Annotated in this window: 13 protein-coding genes; 5 read left to right on the forward strand and 8 right to left on the reverse strand. The window is 64.4% G+C overall.

Going from position 1 to position 14,280, the window contains the following annotated elements; genetic code table 11:
* The first annotated feature begins 54 nt into the window (after positions 1–54).
* On the forward strand, positions 55–969 hold the full coding sequence (locus tag KW832_RS07830; protein ID WP_121419670.1) for a 2-C-methyl-D-erythritol 4-phosphate cytidylyltransferase: 915 nt from the start codon (positions 55–57) through the stop codon (positions 967–969).
* Positions 970–1,078: 109 nt separating this feature from the next.
* Complete coding sequence (gene ispF / locus KW832_RS07835) at positions 1,079–1,558, forward strand: 2-C-methyl-D-erythritol 2,4-cyclodiphosphate synthase (RefSeq protein ID WP_218299458.1); 480 nt, start codon at positions 1,079–1,081, stop codon at positions 1,556–1,558.
* 214 nt (positions 1,559–1,772) lie between these two features.
* On the opposite strand, the gene KW832_RS07840 is transcribed toward ispF, so the two are convergent.
* Both KW832_RS07840 and KW832_RS07845 read right to left on the reverse strand, forming a co-directional pair.
* Positions 1,773–2,768 (reverse strand): tripartite tricarboxylate transporter substrate binding protein, encoded by a 996-nt coding sequence (locus KW832_RS07840; protein ID WP_255577571.1) that lies wholly within the window; start codon positions 2,766–2,768, stop codon positions 1,773–1,775.
* A 14-nt stretch (positions 2,769–2,782) separates the two neighbouring features.
* Complete coding sequence (locus KW832_RS07845) at positions 2,783–3,823, reverse strand: porin (protein WP_255577572.1); 1,041 nt, start codon at positions 3,821–3,823, stop codon at positions 2,783–2,785.
* Between the two features lie 210 nt (positions 3,824–4,033).
* Here KW832_RS07845 and KW832_RS07850 point away from each other — a divergent pair, with 210 nt between their 5' ends.
* Positions 4,034–5,383 carry an adenylosuccinate lyase family protein gene (locus KW832_RS07850; protein WP_255577573.1) on the forward strand — a complete coding sequence of 450 codons (1,350 nt, stop codon included), beginning with the start codon at positions 4,034–4,036 and terminating at the stop codon, positions 5,381–5,383.
* Here the strand turns inward: KW832_RS07850 and KW832_RS07855 are convergent, their stop codons facing one another.
* The 4 genes from KW832_RS07855 to KW832_RS07870 form a co-directional block, all read right to left on the reverse strand.
* The gene (locus KW832_RS07855; protein ID WP_121506872.1) at positions 5,384–6,538 is read right to left on the reverse strand and encodes a GntR family transcriptional regulator; all 1,155 of its coding nucleotides are present in this window, start codon (positions 6,536–6,538) and stop codon (positions 5,384–5,386) included. It lies immediately after the preceding gene.
* A gap of 86 nt (positions 6,539–6,624) precedes the next feature.
* Positions 6,625–7,668, reverse strand: coding sequence for a LacI family DNA-binding transcriptional regulator (locus tag KW832_RS07860; RefSeq protein WP_370628648.1), 1,044 nt, complete (start codon positions 7,666–7,668; stop codon positions 6,625–6,627).
* Between the two features lie 106 nt (positions 7,669–7,774).
* Positions 7,775–8,026: a hypothetical protein gene (locus KW832_RS07865; RefSeq protein ID WP_055393637.1), complete on the reverse strand. Its 252-nt coding sequence runs from the start codon at positions 8,024–8,026 to the stop codon at positions 7,775–7,777.
* Positions 8,027–8,565: 539 nt separating this feature from the next.
* Positions 8,566–9,120: a hypothetical protein gene (locus KW832_RS07870; protein WP_218299460.1), complete on the reverse strand. Its 555-nt coding sequence runs from the start codon at positions 9,118–9,120 to the stop codon at positions 8,566–8,568.
* Between the two features lie 363 nt (positions 9,121–9,483).
* Here KW832_RS07870 and KW832_RS07875 point away from each other — a divergent pair, with 363 nt between their 5' ends.
* Together KW832_RS07875 and gudD are read left to right on the forward strand one after the other, a co-directional pair.
* The gene (locus KW832_RS07875; protein ID WP_218299461.1) at positions 9,484–10,458 is read left to right on the forward strand and encodes a tripartite tricarboxylate transporter substrate binding protein; all 975 of its coding nucleotides are present in this window, start codon (positions 9,484–9,486) and stop codon (positions 10,456–10,458) included.
* 50 nt (positions 10,459–10,508) lie between these two features.
* Entirely contained in the window at positions 10,509–11,861 is a 1,353-nt protein-coding gene (gudD, locus tag KW832_RS07880; protein WP_218299462.1) for a glucarate dehydratase, read from the forward strand.
* A 103-nt stretch (positions 11,862–11,964) separates the two neighbouring features.
* Here the strand turns inward: gudD and KW832_RS07885 are convergent, their stop codons facing one another.
* Positions 11,965–13,506 (reverse strand): ATP-binding protein, encoded by a 1,542-nt coding sequence (locus tag KW832_RS07885; protein WP_228894678.1) that lies wholly within the window; start codon positions 13,504–13,506, stop codon positions 11,965–11,967.
* A gap of 19 nt (positions 13,507–13,525) precedes the next feature.
* Complete coding sequence (gene ompR / locus KW832_RS07890; RefSeq protein ID WP_010460834.1) at positions 13,526–14,257, reverse strand: two-component system response regulator OmpR; 732 nt, start codon at positions 14,255–14,257, stop codon at positions 13,526–13,528.
* Between the last annotated feature and the right edge of the window lie 23 nt (positions 14,258–14,280).

Consider the following 14,280-nt stretch of genomic DNA (forward strand, 5'->3'; position numbering starts at 1 on the left):
AAACACGCACGGGCTGGATCGGAGGGCAACGGAGGATTTTAGAATGAGCGCTTCATGATTGCTCCCTTGCTCCAACCCCCGCTCGCCCCTTTGTCTGCCCATGGGCGATTCTGGGCGCTGGTGCCCTGTGCCGGAATGGGCTTGCGGGCTGTTGCGGCGGGCGCTGCAGCCCCCGCGTCCGCCTCCGGCAATGCTGCGCCATCGACCTCGACCGTGGCTGCGTTTTCGGCTGTGGACGTTGCGGCGCCCCCGCCCACATCCCCTTTGCCCAAGCAGTACCACCTGGTGGCGGGCCAACCGATGGTGCTGCACACGCTCGCGGCCTTTGCCGGTGTAGGGCGGCTGCTGGGCACCCTGGTCGCGGTGGCCCCCGGGGACCGGTTTTTGGACACGCATGCGCACCCCACCTTTTTTGTGGTGGAGTGTGGCGGCCCTACGCGGGCCGATACGGTGCTGGGCGGCCTCAAGGCGCTGCTGGAACGGGGGGCGCAGCCGGATGACTGGGTGCTGGTGCACGATGCCGCGCGTTGCCTGGTCACGTCCGAGCAGATCGACTCCCTTATCGACCAGTGCGCTGGCGACAGTGTCGGGGGCCTGCTGGCGCACAAGCTGGCCGACACGCTCAAGACCTCCATCGACGGCCCCGGCGGCGTGCGTGTAGCCTCCACGGTGGATCGCAGCGACAAGTGGCTGGCCCAGACGCCGCAGATGTTTCGCATCGGCCCCCTCATGGATGCCATCGACAAGGTGGGTTCCAACGTGACCGACGAGGCCAGCGCCATGGAGGCAATGGGCCTGCACCCGCGCCTGGTGCCAGGTGGGGCGCAGAACTTCAAGGTCACCTACCCGGACGATTTTGCGCTGGCGGCGGCCGTACTGGCTGCGCGTGCGCACGGCACGACGCTGGAGCGTTTTGGGGGCGACCGTGGCCAGGTGACCACCGCACCGGGCAAAAAGAATCTGTTCTAGAACCGTTTCCTTCAGTGCTTTAACCCCGGCCTCACGGCGCCGTGGATGAGTGCGGCGGGGGCGCAAGGCAATACAACGCCGCAAGGCAAGCAACAACAAAGGCAAGCGGATGAATTTCAGGATTGGTGAAGGTTGGGACGTGCACGCCCTGGTGCCCGGTCGTCGGCTGGTGATTGGTGGCGTGGACATTGCCCACCCCACGGGGCTGCTGGGCCACTCGGACGCCGATGTGCTGCTGCACGCCATCACCGATGCGCTGCTGGGCGCAGCTGCCCTGGGCGACATTGGCAGCCATTTCCCCGACACCGACGCTGCCTTTCGCGGTGCCGACTCCGGCGTGTTGCTGGCCGAAGCAGCGCGGCGCGTGCGTGCGGCGGGCTACGAGATCGGCAACATCGACAGCACCGTGATCGCGCAAGCTCCGCGACTGGCGGCGCACATTCCCGGCATGCGTGCCGCCATTGCACGGGCCGTGGGCATCGCTGAGGGGCAAGTCAATGTGAAAGCCAAGACGGCCGAGCGCCTGGGGCCCGTGGGGCAGGGACTGGCGATGGAGGCTCGGGCGGCGGCGCTGATCTATGCGGCCTGAATTTTTGCGCTGACCGGGCCGGGCGGCATTGTCTGTTCGCAGCCTGCGCGGCATCCCCCGTCCGGGGGGATGCCTGTCTTGCCCACGCTGCGAGGAGTGCGGGGCCTGAACCACCAGGAGAGGGCCACACACTTCGCAATCCGGTATCCAGAGCAAAAAAGAGCGTTGGGGGCTGCGCTGCGTCCCATGGTTCTACCACGCTTGCCGCGCGACTTCACTCCATCGTGATCTGGGATGTCGTCACGATATCGCGGTACAGCTTCGCCTGCGGTTTGATGAATGTCTTGAATTCAGGCCCGTTCAAGGGGGCGACCGTAATGCCTGCTTCCTGCAGCTTCTGCCGCAGCTCGGATTGCGAAAGCGCTTCCTGCAGTGCCTTGTCGGCGGCGTTCACAGTCGCGGCGGGCGTGCCCGCCTTCATGAAGAGGCCTTGCCACAATGGCAGTGCCATGCCGGAGAACCCCTCCTCCTCTCCAATGCGCTTGACGTCAGGCAGCTGCTGCACCCGTGCGGTGTCGGAGACCGAAAGCGCCCTGATCTTGCCGTCCTTGAGAAATGGCATGGCCGTGGAGAGCACCAACACGGCGCTGTCCACCTGTCCGCCGACCAGGTCGTTGGTGATGTGGGTGCCGCCACGGTAGGGGATGTGCAGCATGGACACCTTCGCCTGCTTGTTGATCAGCGCGCCGTACAGGTGCTGCATCGTCCCGATGCCTGGCGTGGCGAAGTTGATGCTGTCCTTGCCACCCATGCGCAGCGCGGCGACAAGATCTTGCAGGTTGGCGTAGGGAGACGCCTTGCGCACGGCAAAGATCATCGGGACGGTGGTCATGCGCCCCACCGGAATGAAGTCATTCTCCCAGTCGAGCTTGACCTTGGGGTTGACCATGGGCACGACCACTGTGTCGGTGCCTCCCATGTAGATCAGACTGCCATCGGCCGGTCCGTTGAGCACCCGCTGTGCGGCCAGCATGCCGCTGGCGCCCGCCACGTTCTCGATGATGACGGTACGGCCTAGGCGCTTGCCCAGCTCGGTCGCAACAATGCGCGCGACAAGATCTGCGCTTCCGCCAGCGGAATAGCCCACGATCAGTGAGATGGGTTTGGTATTGCCGCTGTCGCTCTGCGCCTGCGCGGTGTGGGTGATTAGAGTGCCCGTGCTCAGAACTGTCATCGCGGCGGCCTGACGGAGGAGTTGTCTGCGTTGCATGTGGTGACTCCTGTTCAGAACGTGTGCTTCACGCCAAAGTCGATGGCTGTGGTGCGTGTGAGGCCGTCGCGCTTGGCGGTGCCGAGGTTGGTGTAGAGCAATGTGCGTTTGCTCAGGTCGTACTGAAAACCAGCGCCGATCATCTGCGAATCGAGTTGGGTGGCGGGTTTCAGGTGCCCAACCATGAGGTAGGTACGACCAAAACTCAGCGGCACCATGGCCGACACGCTGTAGGCCGTGGCATCGCCATTGACCCCGCCTTTGGCGCGGCTGTAGCTGGCCTTGGTGTGAACCACGCCGAAGTCGTACCCGCCTGCCACCAGAGCCAGGTGGGTGCTGGAGTCAAGCCGGTCGAACGCTGCGCCCACCCATACAGGCCCGTTCTTGTACTGCAGGTTGCCCGAGGTGGCGTTGCTGCGCACTCCTTCGCCAAAAGCGCCTGCAATCTCCATGCTCACGCCAGAGATCACGGGCGATTTGTAGCCTACGGCGTTTGCCCAACGGATGTTGGATGCTTCCACGGGAGCCGCCACTGGCGTGTAGTTGGCATAGGTGTAGGCAGAGCCCAACTGGCTCACGTAGCTCCAATAGGTGGGGTCTGCATTGAGAGCCACTGTGTAGGCAGCCGAGTATTCGCGCCCCGCATACACCTCGCCCCACTGCTTGCTGCCTACTGCCACCACCGAGCGGCCCAGCCAGTAGATGCTGGGATTGCTTGGCGCGCCCGTGTCAGCGGCAAAGCGGTGCTCGATCTGAAAGCGCGAGTAGAGACCGCCGCCCATGTCCTCGCGGCCCATGAACCCCAGGCGCGACGTGTTGCCGGCCTTCATGGTCCAGACCCGTGGCGCCACGCCGCGCCCGGGTAGCAGGGCGCCGGGGGTTGTGCCCTCATTGGCACGGGCCAGGCCCTGGTCGACGATGCCATAGATGGTCAGCGAGGACTGGGCCTGCGCTGTACCGCAGGCCCCGAGGCTGGCCAAGGCGACGCACACAAGTGCGGAGTAGGGCGCTGAAGAGGTTGGGCAAGCCGTGCTTGCCAGGAAATGCCGTGTCATGGATTTGTCTCCGTGGATTGTGGTTTGGCGGTTGCATGTGAATTGTATGTATTGAATTTTCTTAATGCAATACAATGCAATCAGTGGGTGGTCGCAAATTCGCTGGCACTTGCCTTTTGGAATGCGGCTTGCCCTCGATGGACAACGCAATACAACACAATCTACGGATATACCCGTAGTTGTATGGATGGAGCACACATGGCGATCGGTATGTTCGAATCTTTCATCACGGGTCACTGGTTCAGTGCACCTGCCAAGGCCATCTGGAGCGATTCGGCCACTCTGCAGGCCTGGCTGGACGTGGAGGCGGCCTTGGCCCACGCCCAGGCCGGGCTGGGGGTGATACCCGCCGAAGTGGCACCGGTGATCGCTGCCCAGGCTCGGGCAGAACTGTTCGACCTGCCGCAATTGGCAAAGGCCATCGCTTTCGCACAACACCCGCTGGTGCCGGTGCTCCACCGGTTCGAGGAGCTGTGCGGTGAGCCTGCGGCTGGCTTCATCCACTGGGGCGCGACCACGCAGAACATCTTCGACACGGCCAGCGCACTGCAGATGGTGCGAACCCACAGGCTGCTGGCAGGGCATCTGGATGCCGCCATAGCCGCATTGGCCGCGCTGGCGTTGGAGCACCAGGCCACGCCCATGGCAGGCCGCACGCATGGCCAGCACGCGTTACCGATGACCCTGGGCTTCAAGCTCGCGGGCTGGGTCGATGAACTGGACCGTGGCCGCCGTCGCCTTGCCGAGCGGCTTGCCTCCTCGTTTCCAGCCAGCATGGGGGGCGCCATCGGCACCTTTGCTGTCACCGGGCCGCTCGGGCCCGCAGTGCAGGCGCTGATGGCGCAGCAACTGGGCCTGCTGCCGGCCGACATGCCGCTGCGGTCGTCCTATGACCGGGCCAGCGACTATCTTGCCGCACTGGGCCTCCTGGCGGGCACGGCGCAGAAGATCGCGCAGGACGTGGTCTTCCTGCAGCGCACCGAGGTCGGTGAAGTGGCGGAAGCCTTTCACATCGGGAAGGTGGGTAGTTCCACCATGGCGCAAAAGCGCAACCCTTCCATGGCATTGCTGCTGGTCAGTCTGGCGCGCATGCTGCGTACGCGCACCCAGGCCGCGCTGGAGACCATGGTGCGCATGGACGAGGGTGACTCATCGGCCACCAACGTGGCCGATACGCTGCTGCCCGAGATCGCCATCATCGCCACCTCGGTGGCCGAGACGCTGGCACGGCTGGCGCAAGGCCTGGCGGTCAACCCGCAGGCAATGTCCCGCAACCTCGCAATGACGCGGGGGTTGATCGCCTCTGAGGCTGTGATGATGCGGCTCACCCGCTTTATGGGCCGGCATGAGGCGCATCGCCTGCTCTACGCGGCGGCGCAGCGCTCGCAGTCTGAGGGCGTGCCTTTCATCGACGCGATCCGCGCACAGCCGCCGTTCAATGGCGGTGCCTTGCCGGATGACTTGCTGCAGGCGCTGGATGCACAAGCCTATGTCGGCGAATCGGCGCGGCTCGTGGTGGACACCGTGGCGCGCGTGGCACCCGGCTGCGTGGAGCCATAGCTACCGCGCAGGGGCTGCTACCGATGTGCCCGCACGGTGCGTGACCGGCGTCAGGTGCACGCCGTAGGGTGTCCCTGCGTCAGCCCAGCGCGCCGTGATGGCGCGGTGCAGGGCATCGACCTGGTCAGCCACGCTGCAACCGATCACCTCGAAAAAGTCCGCATGTTCGCTGGCCAGGTCCGTGCGGCCGAGCAATACCACGCTCAGCTGCGCGGGCACCGAAATCCCGCTGTGGGCCAGCAGGCGCTGGAAGAGGGCGCCATCCTCGATGCCCCAGGCCACCAGGGCTGTAAAGGGCAAAGCGCTCGCGCTGTCGGCGCCCTTCGCGCGGACCTGGATCTGTTCCACCAGTCGGGCGGTGTAGTCCTCGTGCGGCAGCATGTCCAGCGTGATTTCCTGCAGCACCACATCGGACAGCGTGGCTTGCAAATACTTAAAGCGCCGACGCCCGAGCTGGGTGGCCAGAAAGGGGTGGGAGGTGCATGCGTAGGCAATGCGCCGGTGGCCTTGCTCCATCAGCAAGGCGATGGCGGCTGCCAGCGGCTCGCCCCACTCGGTGCCCACGGCCTCGACGTCGGCACCCACCAGCGCCGCCCCGTCCACGGCCAGCACGTCGCACTTGTCGCGCAGAGCCGCCAGAAGGGCGATGGGAATGGCCTTGAAGGTGGATTGCACCACGCAGGCATCGAAGCGCGGCAGGCCCTTGAGCACCGTGAGCGCATGGTCCGGGTCGTTGTACGACAGCTCCAGTACCCGGTGCCCGTCGGCCGCAAGGCGGTGCTGCAGACTTTCGATCAGCACGCGCCCGCGCGCAATGCTGATGGAGCGGCGCAGCAGCAGCACCGATTTCACAGTGGAGGTGACTGCCGCAGGGGCTTTGGGATGCGGGCTTTTGCTGGGTAAGGGACTCGTTTCAGTCGTCGTCACAGGTTGCGAACCTGCGCCCAGGAAGTAGGTGCCCCGACCCACCTGGGCATCAATCAGCCCCTTTTCCTTGAGGCCTTGGAAAGCCCGCTGAACCAGCATTTGCGATGCGCCAAAGCGCTTCATCAATTCGCGGATGGTGGGGAGTCGGTCGCCCGGGCGGGCTTCGTGGGCGAGTTGTTCCAGGAATTGCTCGAGATCTGGCGAGGGGCTGCTGCGCATGGTGTTCATACAATACACCACAAATTGAACGGTATTGGCCTGTAGAGGTATGCCCGTGCGTCCGGCCTGGATCTCTGGTGGTGCCGGGCTACCCGCTATGCGCTCTCGCGCTCCATGATCGAAAAGCCGATATCCACCACCGGCTCCGCCACGGTCTTTCCCTCCGCGCGGTCGGCAATGAAGCCTGCCGCCGTCTGGCCCATGCGCGTGCCATCGATGCGCACGGTCGTGAGGCTGGGGATCACGGTCTGGGCGAACTCAATGTCTCCGAAACCGACGACGGCCAACTGGTCGGGGACCGCCATGGCGCGCGCCCGCGCCTCGGTGAGGACCCCCAAGGCCAGCATGTCGGAGCTGCAGAACACGGCATCGATGTCTGGCTGGGCGGCCAGCAAGGCCGCCAGACCCGCACGCCCTTCGGTGTGGGAGGTGGGTGATTTCTCCAACTGCAGGGCGGGCTCGCGCAAGCCCAGTCGGCCCGCTTCGGCATAAAAGCCTTTTCGCCGCCGCGCGGCGCGCTCATCGTCGCCGCTGAGCAGCGCCAGCCGGCGCCGACCTTTGGCATGCAGGTGCTTGCACACGGCGGCGCCCAGTTGTTCGTGCGACAGCCCGACCAGCATGTCGATGGGGTTGGGGGTGAAGTCCCAGGTCTCCACCACAGGGATGCCAGAGGCCTGCAGCAGCCGCCGCCCTTCGGGCGAATGCATGATGCCAGTGAGCACAATGCCGTCGGGCCTGCGGCCCACGATGGCGCGCAGCAGCTCGTCTTCGCGCGAATGTGCATAGCCCACCTGGCCCAGCATCACCTGGTACCCGCGCAACTCCAGCGCGTCGGTGAGCGATTGGACCATCTCGCCGAACAGCTGCCCCGTGGTGGTGGGCACGAGGGCCGTGACCAGGTGGCTGCGCGCCGAGCGCAGGCCCCCCGCAATGAGGTTGGGCACATAGCCCAAGCTGGAGATGGCCGCCTGCACCCGGGTGCGTGTGGGCTCGGACACCTGGCCGGGCGTATTGATGGCGCGAGAGACGGTGATCATCGACACCCCCGCCTGCTCGGCCACTTCGCGCAAGGTCACCACCGGTCGGTTGCGAATAGGTTCCGGTGTCTCTGGCAGGGTACTTGGGGGAGGGCGCGGCATCCGCCGAGTCTATCCACGAAGCGATGATTCCTCAGGACGGGCGCCTCGCTGTTGGTGAGAAACCGCCCAGCAGTCCATCCTGTGGGCGCCCGGCGAACCAGTCCTGCTAGATGGCGTACACGTTGATAACGATAGCCCCGGCAGCATGTCCAATCATTGACTGAAATTTGACCGAAATATCGGGTGTGCCAGCGCCGTTGCTCAACTTGTAGATTTCTTCTGTGCTGAATACCGGGATGCCAGGAACGAGCGTCACATTGGTGAGGCGGTACTGGCCAGGTTGCAGGGTGTCGTAGTTGTTGGGGCTGTTTGCCAAAATGCCTGTCTGGCCAAAGCCGGTAGAGAGAGTGCTGGGCATGGTGCTTCCTTGAAAGTGAATAAGTAATGCGGAGACAGCAGTCAAATGCAATTGCATTGACTCTTGTGTACTGCAGGGCCTTTGAAAAAGAGGCCCTTGAGGATGACCTGCACAACTCCCTGCGGTCTGTGATAGCGCGGTCTCGGGCAGTCCACTGCGTTGCTTTTCTTGCCAATAGCGCGGCTATTGGCTGCAAAAAGACGCCTTGTGCCCCATCCCCATCCGCGCTACCACCGTCTCTCGAGGGTTATGCAGGTCATCCTCAACAGCACCACTTCAGAATATCGAGCGGGTTGGGCGCAGGCGATTACAGTCCATTACGCCAGCTGCAAATCCACGCGCGCGAGCGCAACCATCAGGACAGCGGCAAGCTGCGATGCTGTGCACACCCACCCGGGTGCGATGGCCTGCGAGCCTCTTTTTTGCACAGTGGGTGCATATGGCTTTGGCTGAGGGCCACAGGATCAAAGAAGCGCGGTCCGCTGATACCGCTGCTACCGTTTCCGCCTTTTCGCTGAAAAGCGAAGTAGGGCGTGTAGTTACCCAGCCTCAGGTAGATATGCCTTGAAAAGCTGCTCGTGCAAGGCTGCCGGGGAGGGCGTGACCTGCGGATTGCCGAGGTCATAGGGGTAGGCGGGCAGGGCGGTCAGACCCAGGCGCAGAAACCATTGGCGGGTCTCGTCGAACGTTCCGCCGTAGCAACACTGGGTCAGGATGGCACCCGCGATGTTCGCGGTTCCGCACACCGAGAACTGCGCTTCGTTGCTCAGTTGCACCATCACACTGTCGGCAATGGGTGTTGACGACGGCCCGCGCCAGTAGCCAAAGTAATTGCCTTCATCATCGGCTACCACAAAAGCAATGTGACGGCAGACCTCGGCGATGGCCCGAAGGTTCGCAGCAATCTCGGGGTCGGCCCGCTCGGCTTCGCTCAGGTCGCTGGTGTCCAACCAGGGGGCCCAGTCGGCCGCTGTGCCCATACAGACGCCGGTGCGGCGTTGCAGCTCTTCCTGGTGATGGAGAAGGACTGCAAGGTCCTGTGGCAGAGGCTCGCCCTGCAATCGGAGAAGAGAGAACTGTGTTTGGATGCTCATGGGCTGGTTAGGCGGGTGGATGCCTAGCGTAACGCAGACTGCAGGCCAAACGCTCCGGGGCTTCCAAGCGCTTTTCCCATCAATGGGTTGGTGGTCCTATAACTAAGGGTTTTCCATGGTCTTTGATGCGACTGTTAACGTTAACATTTGCCCATCCAGACATTCAGAATGCGCCTGTTAATAGGTGTTTGAGGCTTGAATCCGGGTTGATTGAATGAATAGCTTCTTGTATGACCTCTTGCTTTTGGTGAGCGGATGTTCACGTTGGTGCCAGCTCGTCGTCAACCTGGGCACACCCCGGTTCACTTTCCCCAACCAAGGCCCCGTAGAAGGCCCTTCCACAACTGTTCAGGAGACCTCCCCATGTTCAAGAAACTGCTGCTGATTGCCAGTACCTGCACCATCGCTCTGGCTGCATCGGCCCAGACCGCCGCCACTCCCTGGCCCGAAAAACCAGTCACCGTCGTCGTGCCTTTTCCGGCAGGGGGCTCCACCGACATGGTGGCCCGCGCCATGGCGCAGCACATGGGCGACAAGCTGGGCCAGAACTTTGTGGTGGACAACCGCCCCGGTGCCACGGGCACGCTGGGGGCTGGTGCGGTGAAGCGTTCCGCGCCCGACGGCTACACGCTGCTGGTGTCGTCGCTCGGTGCGTTTGTGGTGGCGCCGCACTTGCTCAAAAGCGTGCCGTACGACGCCCTCAAGGACTTTGACTACATCACCGTGCCCGTGCAGGCACCCAACGTGCTGGTGGCTGCCCCCAATCAGAAGGCGCGCACCGTGCAAGAGGTGATTGCCCAGCTCAAGGCCAATCCTGGCAAGGTGAGCTTTGCAAGCTCGGGCAACGGCTCGTCGGACCACCTCTCGGCCGAGGTCTTTTGGCAGCAGAGCGGCACCGAAGGCCTGCACATCCCCTACAAGGGCGGCGCACCGGCCATCAACGACCTGCTGGGCGGGCAGGTGGAGTTCTCGTTCCAGAACGTGAACGCCGTGTTGCAGCACATCCGGGCGGGCAAGCTGCACGCGATTGCCGTCACCGGCGACAAGCGCAGCCCCGTGCTGCCCGACGTGCCCACCTTGGCCGAAGCTGGCGTGGCCGGTGCCGAGGTCTACTCGTGGCAGGGCATGGCCGCGCCCAAGGGCCTGCCCGCCGCTGTGAAGAAGAAGCTTTCGGACGCAGCCATCGCCGCCATGAACGACCCCGCCGTGAAGAAGCGCATGCTCGACCAGGGCCTGGAGATCGTGGCCAGCACGCCCGAAGCCTTCACTGCCTACCAGGCGCGCGAATTCGCGCGCTGGAAGACCGTCATCGAAACCCGAAAAATCACTGCCGATTGAGCCTTGTCACGGGGCGCCTTTGCCCGCCCCATCTTCGTTTCCAGACCACCATGACCACCTCCTCCATCCCTTCCGTCGCTAGTACCCCCGTTGTCACCGAGCTGCGCGTGGTGCCCGTGGCGGGCCACGACAGCATGCTCATGAACCTGAGCGGCGCACACGGCCCCTTCTTCACGCGCAACCTGATCATCCTGCGCGACAGCGCGGGCAACACCGGGGTGGGTGAGGTGCCCGGCGGCGAGAAGATTCGCCAGACCATCGAGGATGCGCGATCGCTGATCATGGGCCGCCCCATCGGGCACCACAACGCCGTGCTCAACGCCATGCGCGCGCAGTTTGCCGACCGCGATGCAGGCGGACGCGGCCTGCAAACCTTTGATCTGCGCATCACCATCCACGCCGTCACGGCCGTGGAGTCCGCCTTCCTGGACCTGCTGGGCCAGCACCTTGATGTGCCCGTGGCCGCGCTGCTGGGCGACGGCGTGCAGCGCGAGGCGGTGCAGATGCTGGGCTACCTGTTCTACGTGGGCGACCGCGAAAAGACCGACCTGGCCTACCGCACCGAGCCCGGTGCCGACAACGACTGGTTCCGCCTGCGCAACGAGAAGGCCATGTCGGCCGACGGCATCGTGCGCCTGGCCGAGGCGGCGTACGAGCGCTATGGCTTTGCCGACTTCAAGCTCAAGGGCGGCGTGCTGCGCGGCGAGGAAGAGGTCGAGGCCATCCGCGCGCTGCATGAGCGCTTTCCCGAAGCGCGCGTCACGCTGGACCCCAATGGCGGCTGGTTGCTGAAAGATGCGATCCGCCTCACGCGTGATCTGCACGGCGTGATGGCCTATGCCGAAGACCCCTGCGGCGCCGAAGGCGTGTTTTCGGGCCGCGAGGTGATGGCGGAATTTCGCCGCGCCACGGGCTTGCCCACCGCCACCAACATGGTGGCCACCGACTGGCGCGAAATGGCGCACAGCCTGGCCCTGCAGTCGGTGGACATCCCGCTGGCCGACCCGCACTTCTGGACCATGGCCGGGTCGGTCCGCGTGGCGCAGATGTGCCAGGCCTTCGGCCTGACCTGGGGTTCGCATTCGAACAACCACTTTGATGTCTCGCTGGCCATGTTCACCCACGTGGGCGCCGCTGCCCCTGGCCGCGTGACGGCGATTGACACGCACTGGATCTGGCAGGACGGTGAGCGGCTGACGAAGGAACCGTTCCAGATCAAGGACGGCTTCATCCAACTGCCCAAGAAGCCCGGCCTGGGCGTGGAGCTGGACATGGACGAGGTCGAGCGTGCCCACCGCCTGTACTTGCAGCATGGCCTGGGCGCACGCGACGATGCGATTGCCATGCAGTACCTGATCCCGGGCTGGAAGTTCAACAACAAGGCGCCCTGCATGGTGCGCTGAGGGCTCTTGCGGTCTGGTCGCCGCCACCTTCGGATGCCGAGAGGATGCGCCAAAAACAAAGCCCTCTAGGTGAGGGCTTTGTACATGGGGCAGTGCGGGGCGATCACGCCATCCGGTCTTCGGCGCGACGCCGCGGTAGCTGGCGTTTGACGGACGGGCGCTGCAGCCGCTGCTTGGGGTCTGCACCCTCGGGCAGATCAGTGGCCCGCTGCAACTGCAGGTGGGCTACCAGGCCGCCGGTGCTGGAGTTGGCCAGTGCAAAGATGCCGCCCATGCGCTGCACGGTTTTGTCCACGATGGAGAGCCCCAGCCCCGCGCCTGCCGCTGCGGTGCGCGCAGAGTCACCGCGAAAGAAGGGCTTGGTCAGATTCGACAACTGCTCGGGTGGCACGCCGGGGCCATGGTCGCGCAGTTTGACCAGCACCCAGTTCTCACGGCCTTTGGCGGCAATGTCCACGTTGGTGATACCGGTGTCCTCGGCCTTGCCGTAGCGCCGCGCGTTTTCGAGCAGGTTGGAGATCACGCGGGCCAGTTCCACTTCGTCGGCCAGCACGTTGAGGTCTTCGGGCACGGACATCGTGATCTGCAGTTCGCGATGGTCTTGCACGGCATAGACGCAGGACGACACCACGGCATGCAGGTTGACCGGTGTCAGCGTGACATGGTCCGGCCGAGCGTAGTCGAGGAACTTGTCGATCGTGGCGTCGAGCTGCACGATGTCTGCCACCATGTGCTCGCGGGCCACTTCATCGGTCACGCTCATCTCGGTTTCCAGCCGCAGGCGCGCCAGCGGCGTGCGCAGGTCGTGCGAAATGCCCGCCAGCATCACGGCGCGGTCCTGCTCCAGCTTGGCCAATTTTTGCGCCATGCGGTTGAAGCCGATGTTCACTTCGCGGATTTCGCTGGTCACCACTTCCTCGTCGAGGTGGCTGGCTGCGAAGTCGCCGTCCTTGACGCGGTTGGCCGCGTAAGAGAGCTGCTTGAGAGGCCGGTTGATCAGCCGCGCAATGGCCGCCGCACCGGCCAAGGACAACGCCCCTGCCGTGATCAGCCAGATCAGCCAGGTGCGGCCGCCTGCCGGGCTGAAGCGCGAGCGGTCCATCAGCAGCCAGTTGGGATCGCCATTGATGTTGAAGCCGACCCACAGGCCGGTTTCCCCATTCACGTTTTGCGCCACGATGGTGTCGGGCCCCAGGCGCTGGGTGAGTTCGTCGGTCAGGCGGTTGCCCAAGGCCGTGCCCTCCAGAAGCTCGAACTTGTCGCGCGGCTCGCGCGGCAGGATGCGCACGCCTTCCTGGTCGGCCATGGTCTTGATGAGCGACACACGAGCAATGGCGTCGGAATGCACCAGCGCCGCACGGCTCAGGTTCACCAGCGATGCGATCTGCTGCGCGGTGTGCAGGGTGCGCGGCTCGAACTCCAGCGCCCGCAAGGTCTGCAGCCACGCCAGAATGCTACCCACCAACAGCAGCGCCAGCAGGAAGAAAGTGCGCCAGAAGAGATTGAGGCCCACACGCGCCCGCTGCTCCCGGGCCTGTCGCAAGGACTCCAGGGGGGCGGGGCTGGTGGCGTCGGGGGAAGCGGTCACGGACTGCCGGACCGATGATGAAGATCTCGACCTCGAATTGCCGTCGGAATTGTGCATACAGGCAAGGAAAGAGGGGTCAGCTGGTTCCGTCCGGCACGAACACGTAGCCTACCCCCCACACGGTCTGGATGTAGCGCGGGGCGGCGGCATCCACCTCCACCAGCTTGCGCAGGCGCGACACCTGCACATCCAGGCTGCGGTCAAACGGCTCAAACTCGCGGCCACGGGCCAGCAGGGCCAGCTTTTCGCGCGAAAGGGGCTGGCGTGGGTGGCGCACCAGCGCCTTGAGCATGGCAAATTCGCCGGTGGTCAGGGGCAGTTCTTCGCCATTGCGCTGCAGTGCTCGGGTGCCCAGGTCGAAGGTAAAGGGACCAAAGGTCACGACCTCGTTGTCGCCCGAGGGGGCGCCAGGCGCTTCCTGTGCGGGGCGGCGGCGCAGCACAGCGTGGATGCGGGCCAACAGTTCGCGGGGGTTGAAGGGCTTGCCTAGGTAGTCGTCGGCGCCCACTTCCAGGCCCACGATGCGGTCCACGTCCTCGCCTTTAGCGGTGAGCATGATGATGGGGGTGCGGTCATTGGCGGCACGCAGGCGGCGGCAGATGGAAAGCCCGTCTTCGCCCGGCATCATCAGGTCGAGCACGATGATGTCCACGGTTTCGCGCAGCAGAAGGCGGTTGAGCGCCTTGCCGTCTTCGGCGACCATGACTTCAAAGCCTTCCTGCGTGAGGTAGCGGCGCAGCAGATCACGGATTCGTGCATCGTCGTCCACCACCAGAACTTTGTCGGTGCGATTGGTTGTTGTGGCCATCTTGATCCCAAGTCCAATTTGTA

The organism is Acidovorax sp. sif0632, from assembly GCF_019218805.1.
In the GTDB taxonomy this organism is placed as follows: domain Bacteria; phylum Pseudomonadota; class Gammaproteobacteria; order Burkholderiales; family Burkholderiaceae_C; genus Acidovorax; species Acidovorax facilis.

Coding starts and splice junctions, on each gene's coding strand:
- KW832_RS07860 (WP_370628648.1), bottom strand. CDS start 7,668: ATGCCGCGCCCTCCCCCAAGTACCCTGCCAGAGACACCGGAACCTATT.
- KW832_RS07840 (WP_255577571.1), bottom strand. CDS start 2,768: ATGCAACGCAGACAACTCCTCCGTCAGGCCGCCGCGATGACAGTTCTG.
- KW832_RS07885 (WP_228894678.1), bottom strand. CDS start 13,506: ATGCACAATTCCGACGGCAATTCGAGGTCGAGATCTTCATCATCGGTC.
- KW832_RS07850 (WP_255577573.1), top strand. CDS start 4,034: ATGTTCGAATCTTTCATCACGGGTCACTGGTTCAGTGCACCTGCCAAG.
- KW832_RS07870 (WP_218299460.1), bottom strand. CDS start 9,120: ATGAGCATCCAAACACAGTTCTCTCTTCTCCGATTGCAGGGCGAGCCT.
- KW832_RS07855 (WP_121506872.1), bottom strand. CDS start 6,538: ATGAACACCATGCGCAGCAGCCCCTCGCCAGATCTCGAGCAATTCCTG.
- KW832_RS07845 (WP_255577572.1), bottom strand. CDS start 3,823: ATGACACGGCATTTCCTGGCAAGCACGGCTTGCCCAACCTCTTCAGCG.
- ompR (WP_010460834.1), bottom strand. CDS start 14,257: ATGGCCACAACAACCAATCGCACCGACAAAGTTCTGGTGGTGGACGAC.
- KW832_RS07830 (WP_121419670.1), top strand. CDS start 55: ATGATTGCTCCCTTGCTCCAACCCCCGCTCGCCCCTTTGTCTGCCCAT.
- gudD (WP_218299462.1), top strand. CDS start 10,509: ATGACCACCTCCTCCATCCCTTCCGTCGCTAGTACCCCCGTTGTCACC.
- ispF (WP_218299458.1), top strand. CDS start 1,079: ATGAATTTCAGGATTGGTGAAGGTTGGGACGTGCACGCCCTGGTGCCC.
- KW832_RS07865 (WP_055393637.1), bottom strand. CDS start 8,026: ATGCCCAGCACTCTCTCTACCGGCTTTGGCCAGACAGGCATTTTGGCA.
- KW832_RS07875 (WP_218299461.1), top strand. CDS start 9,484: ATGTTCAAGAAACTGCTGCTGATTGCCAGTACCTGCACCATCGCTCTG.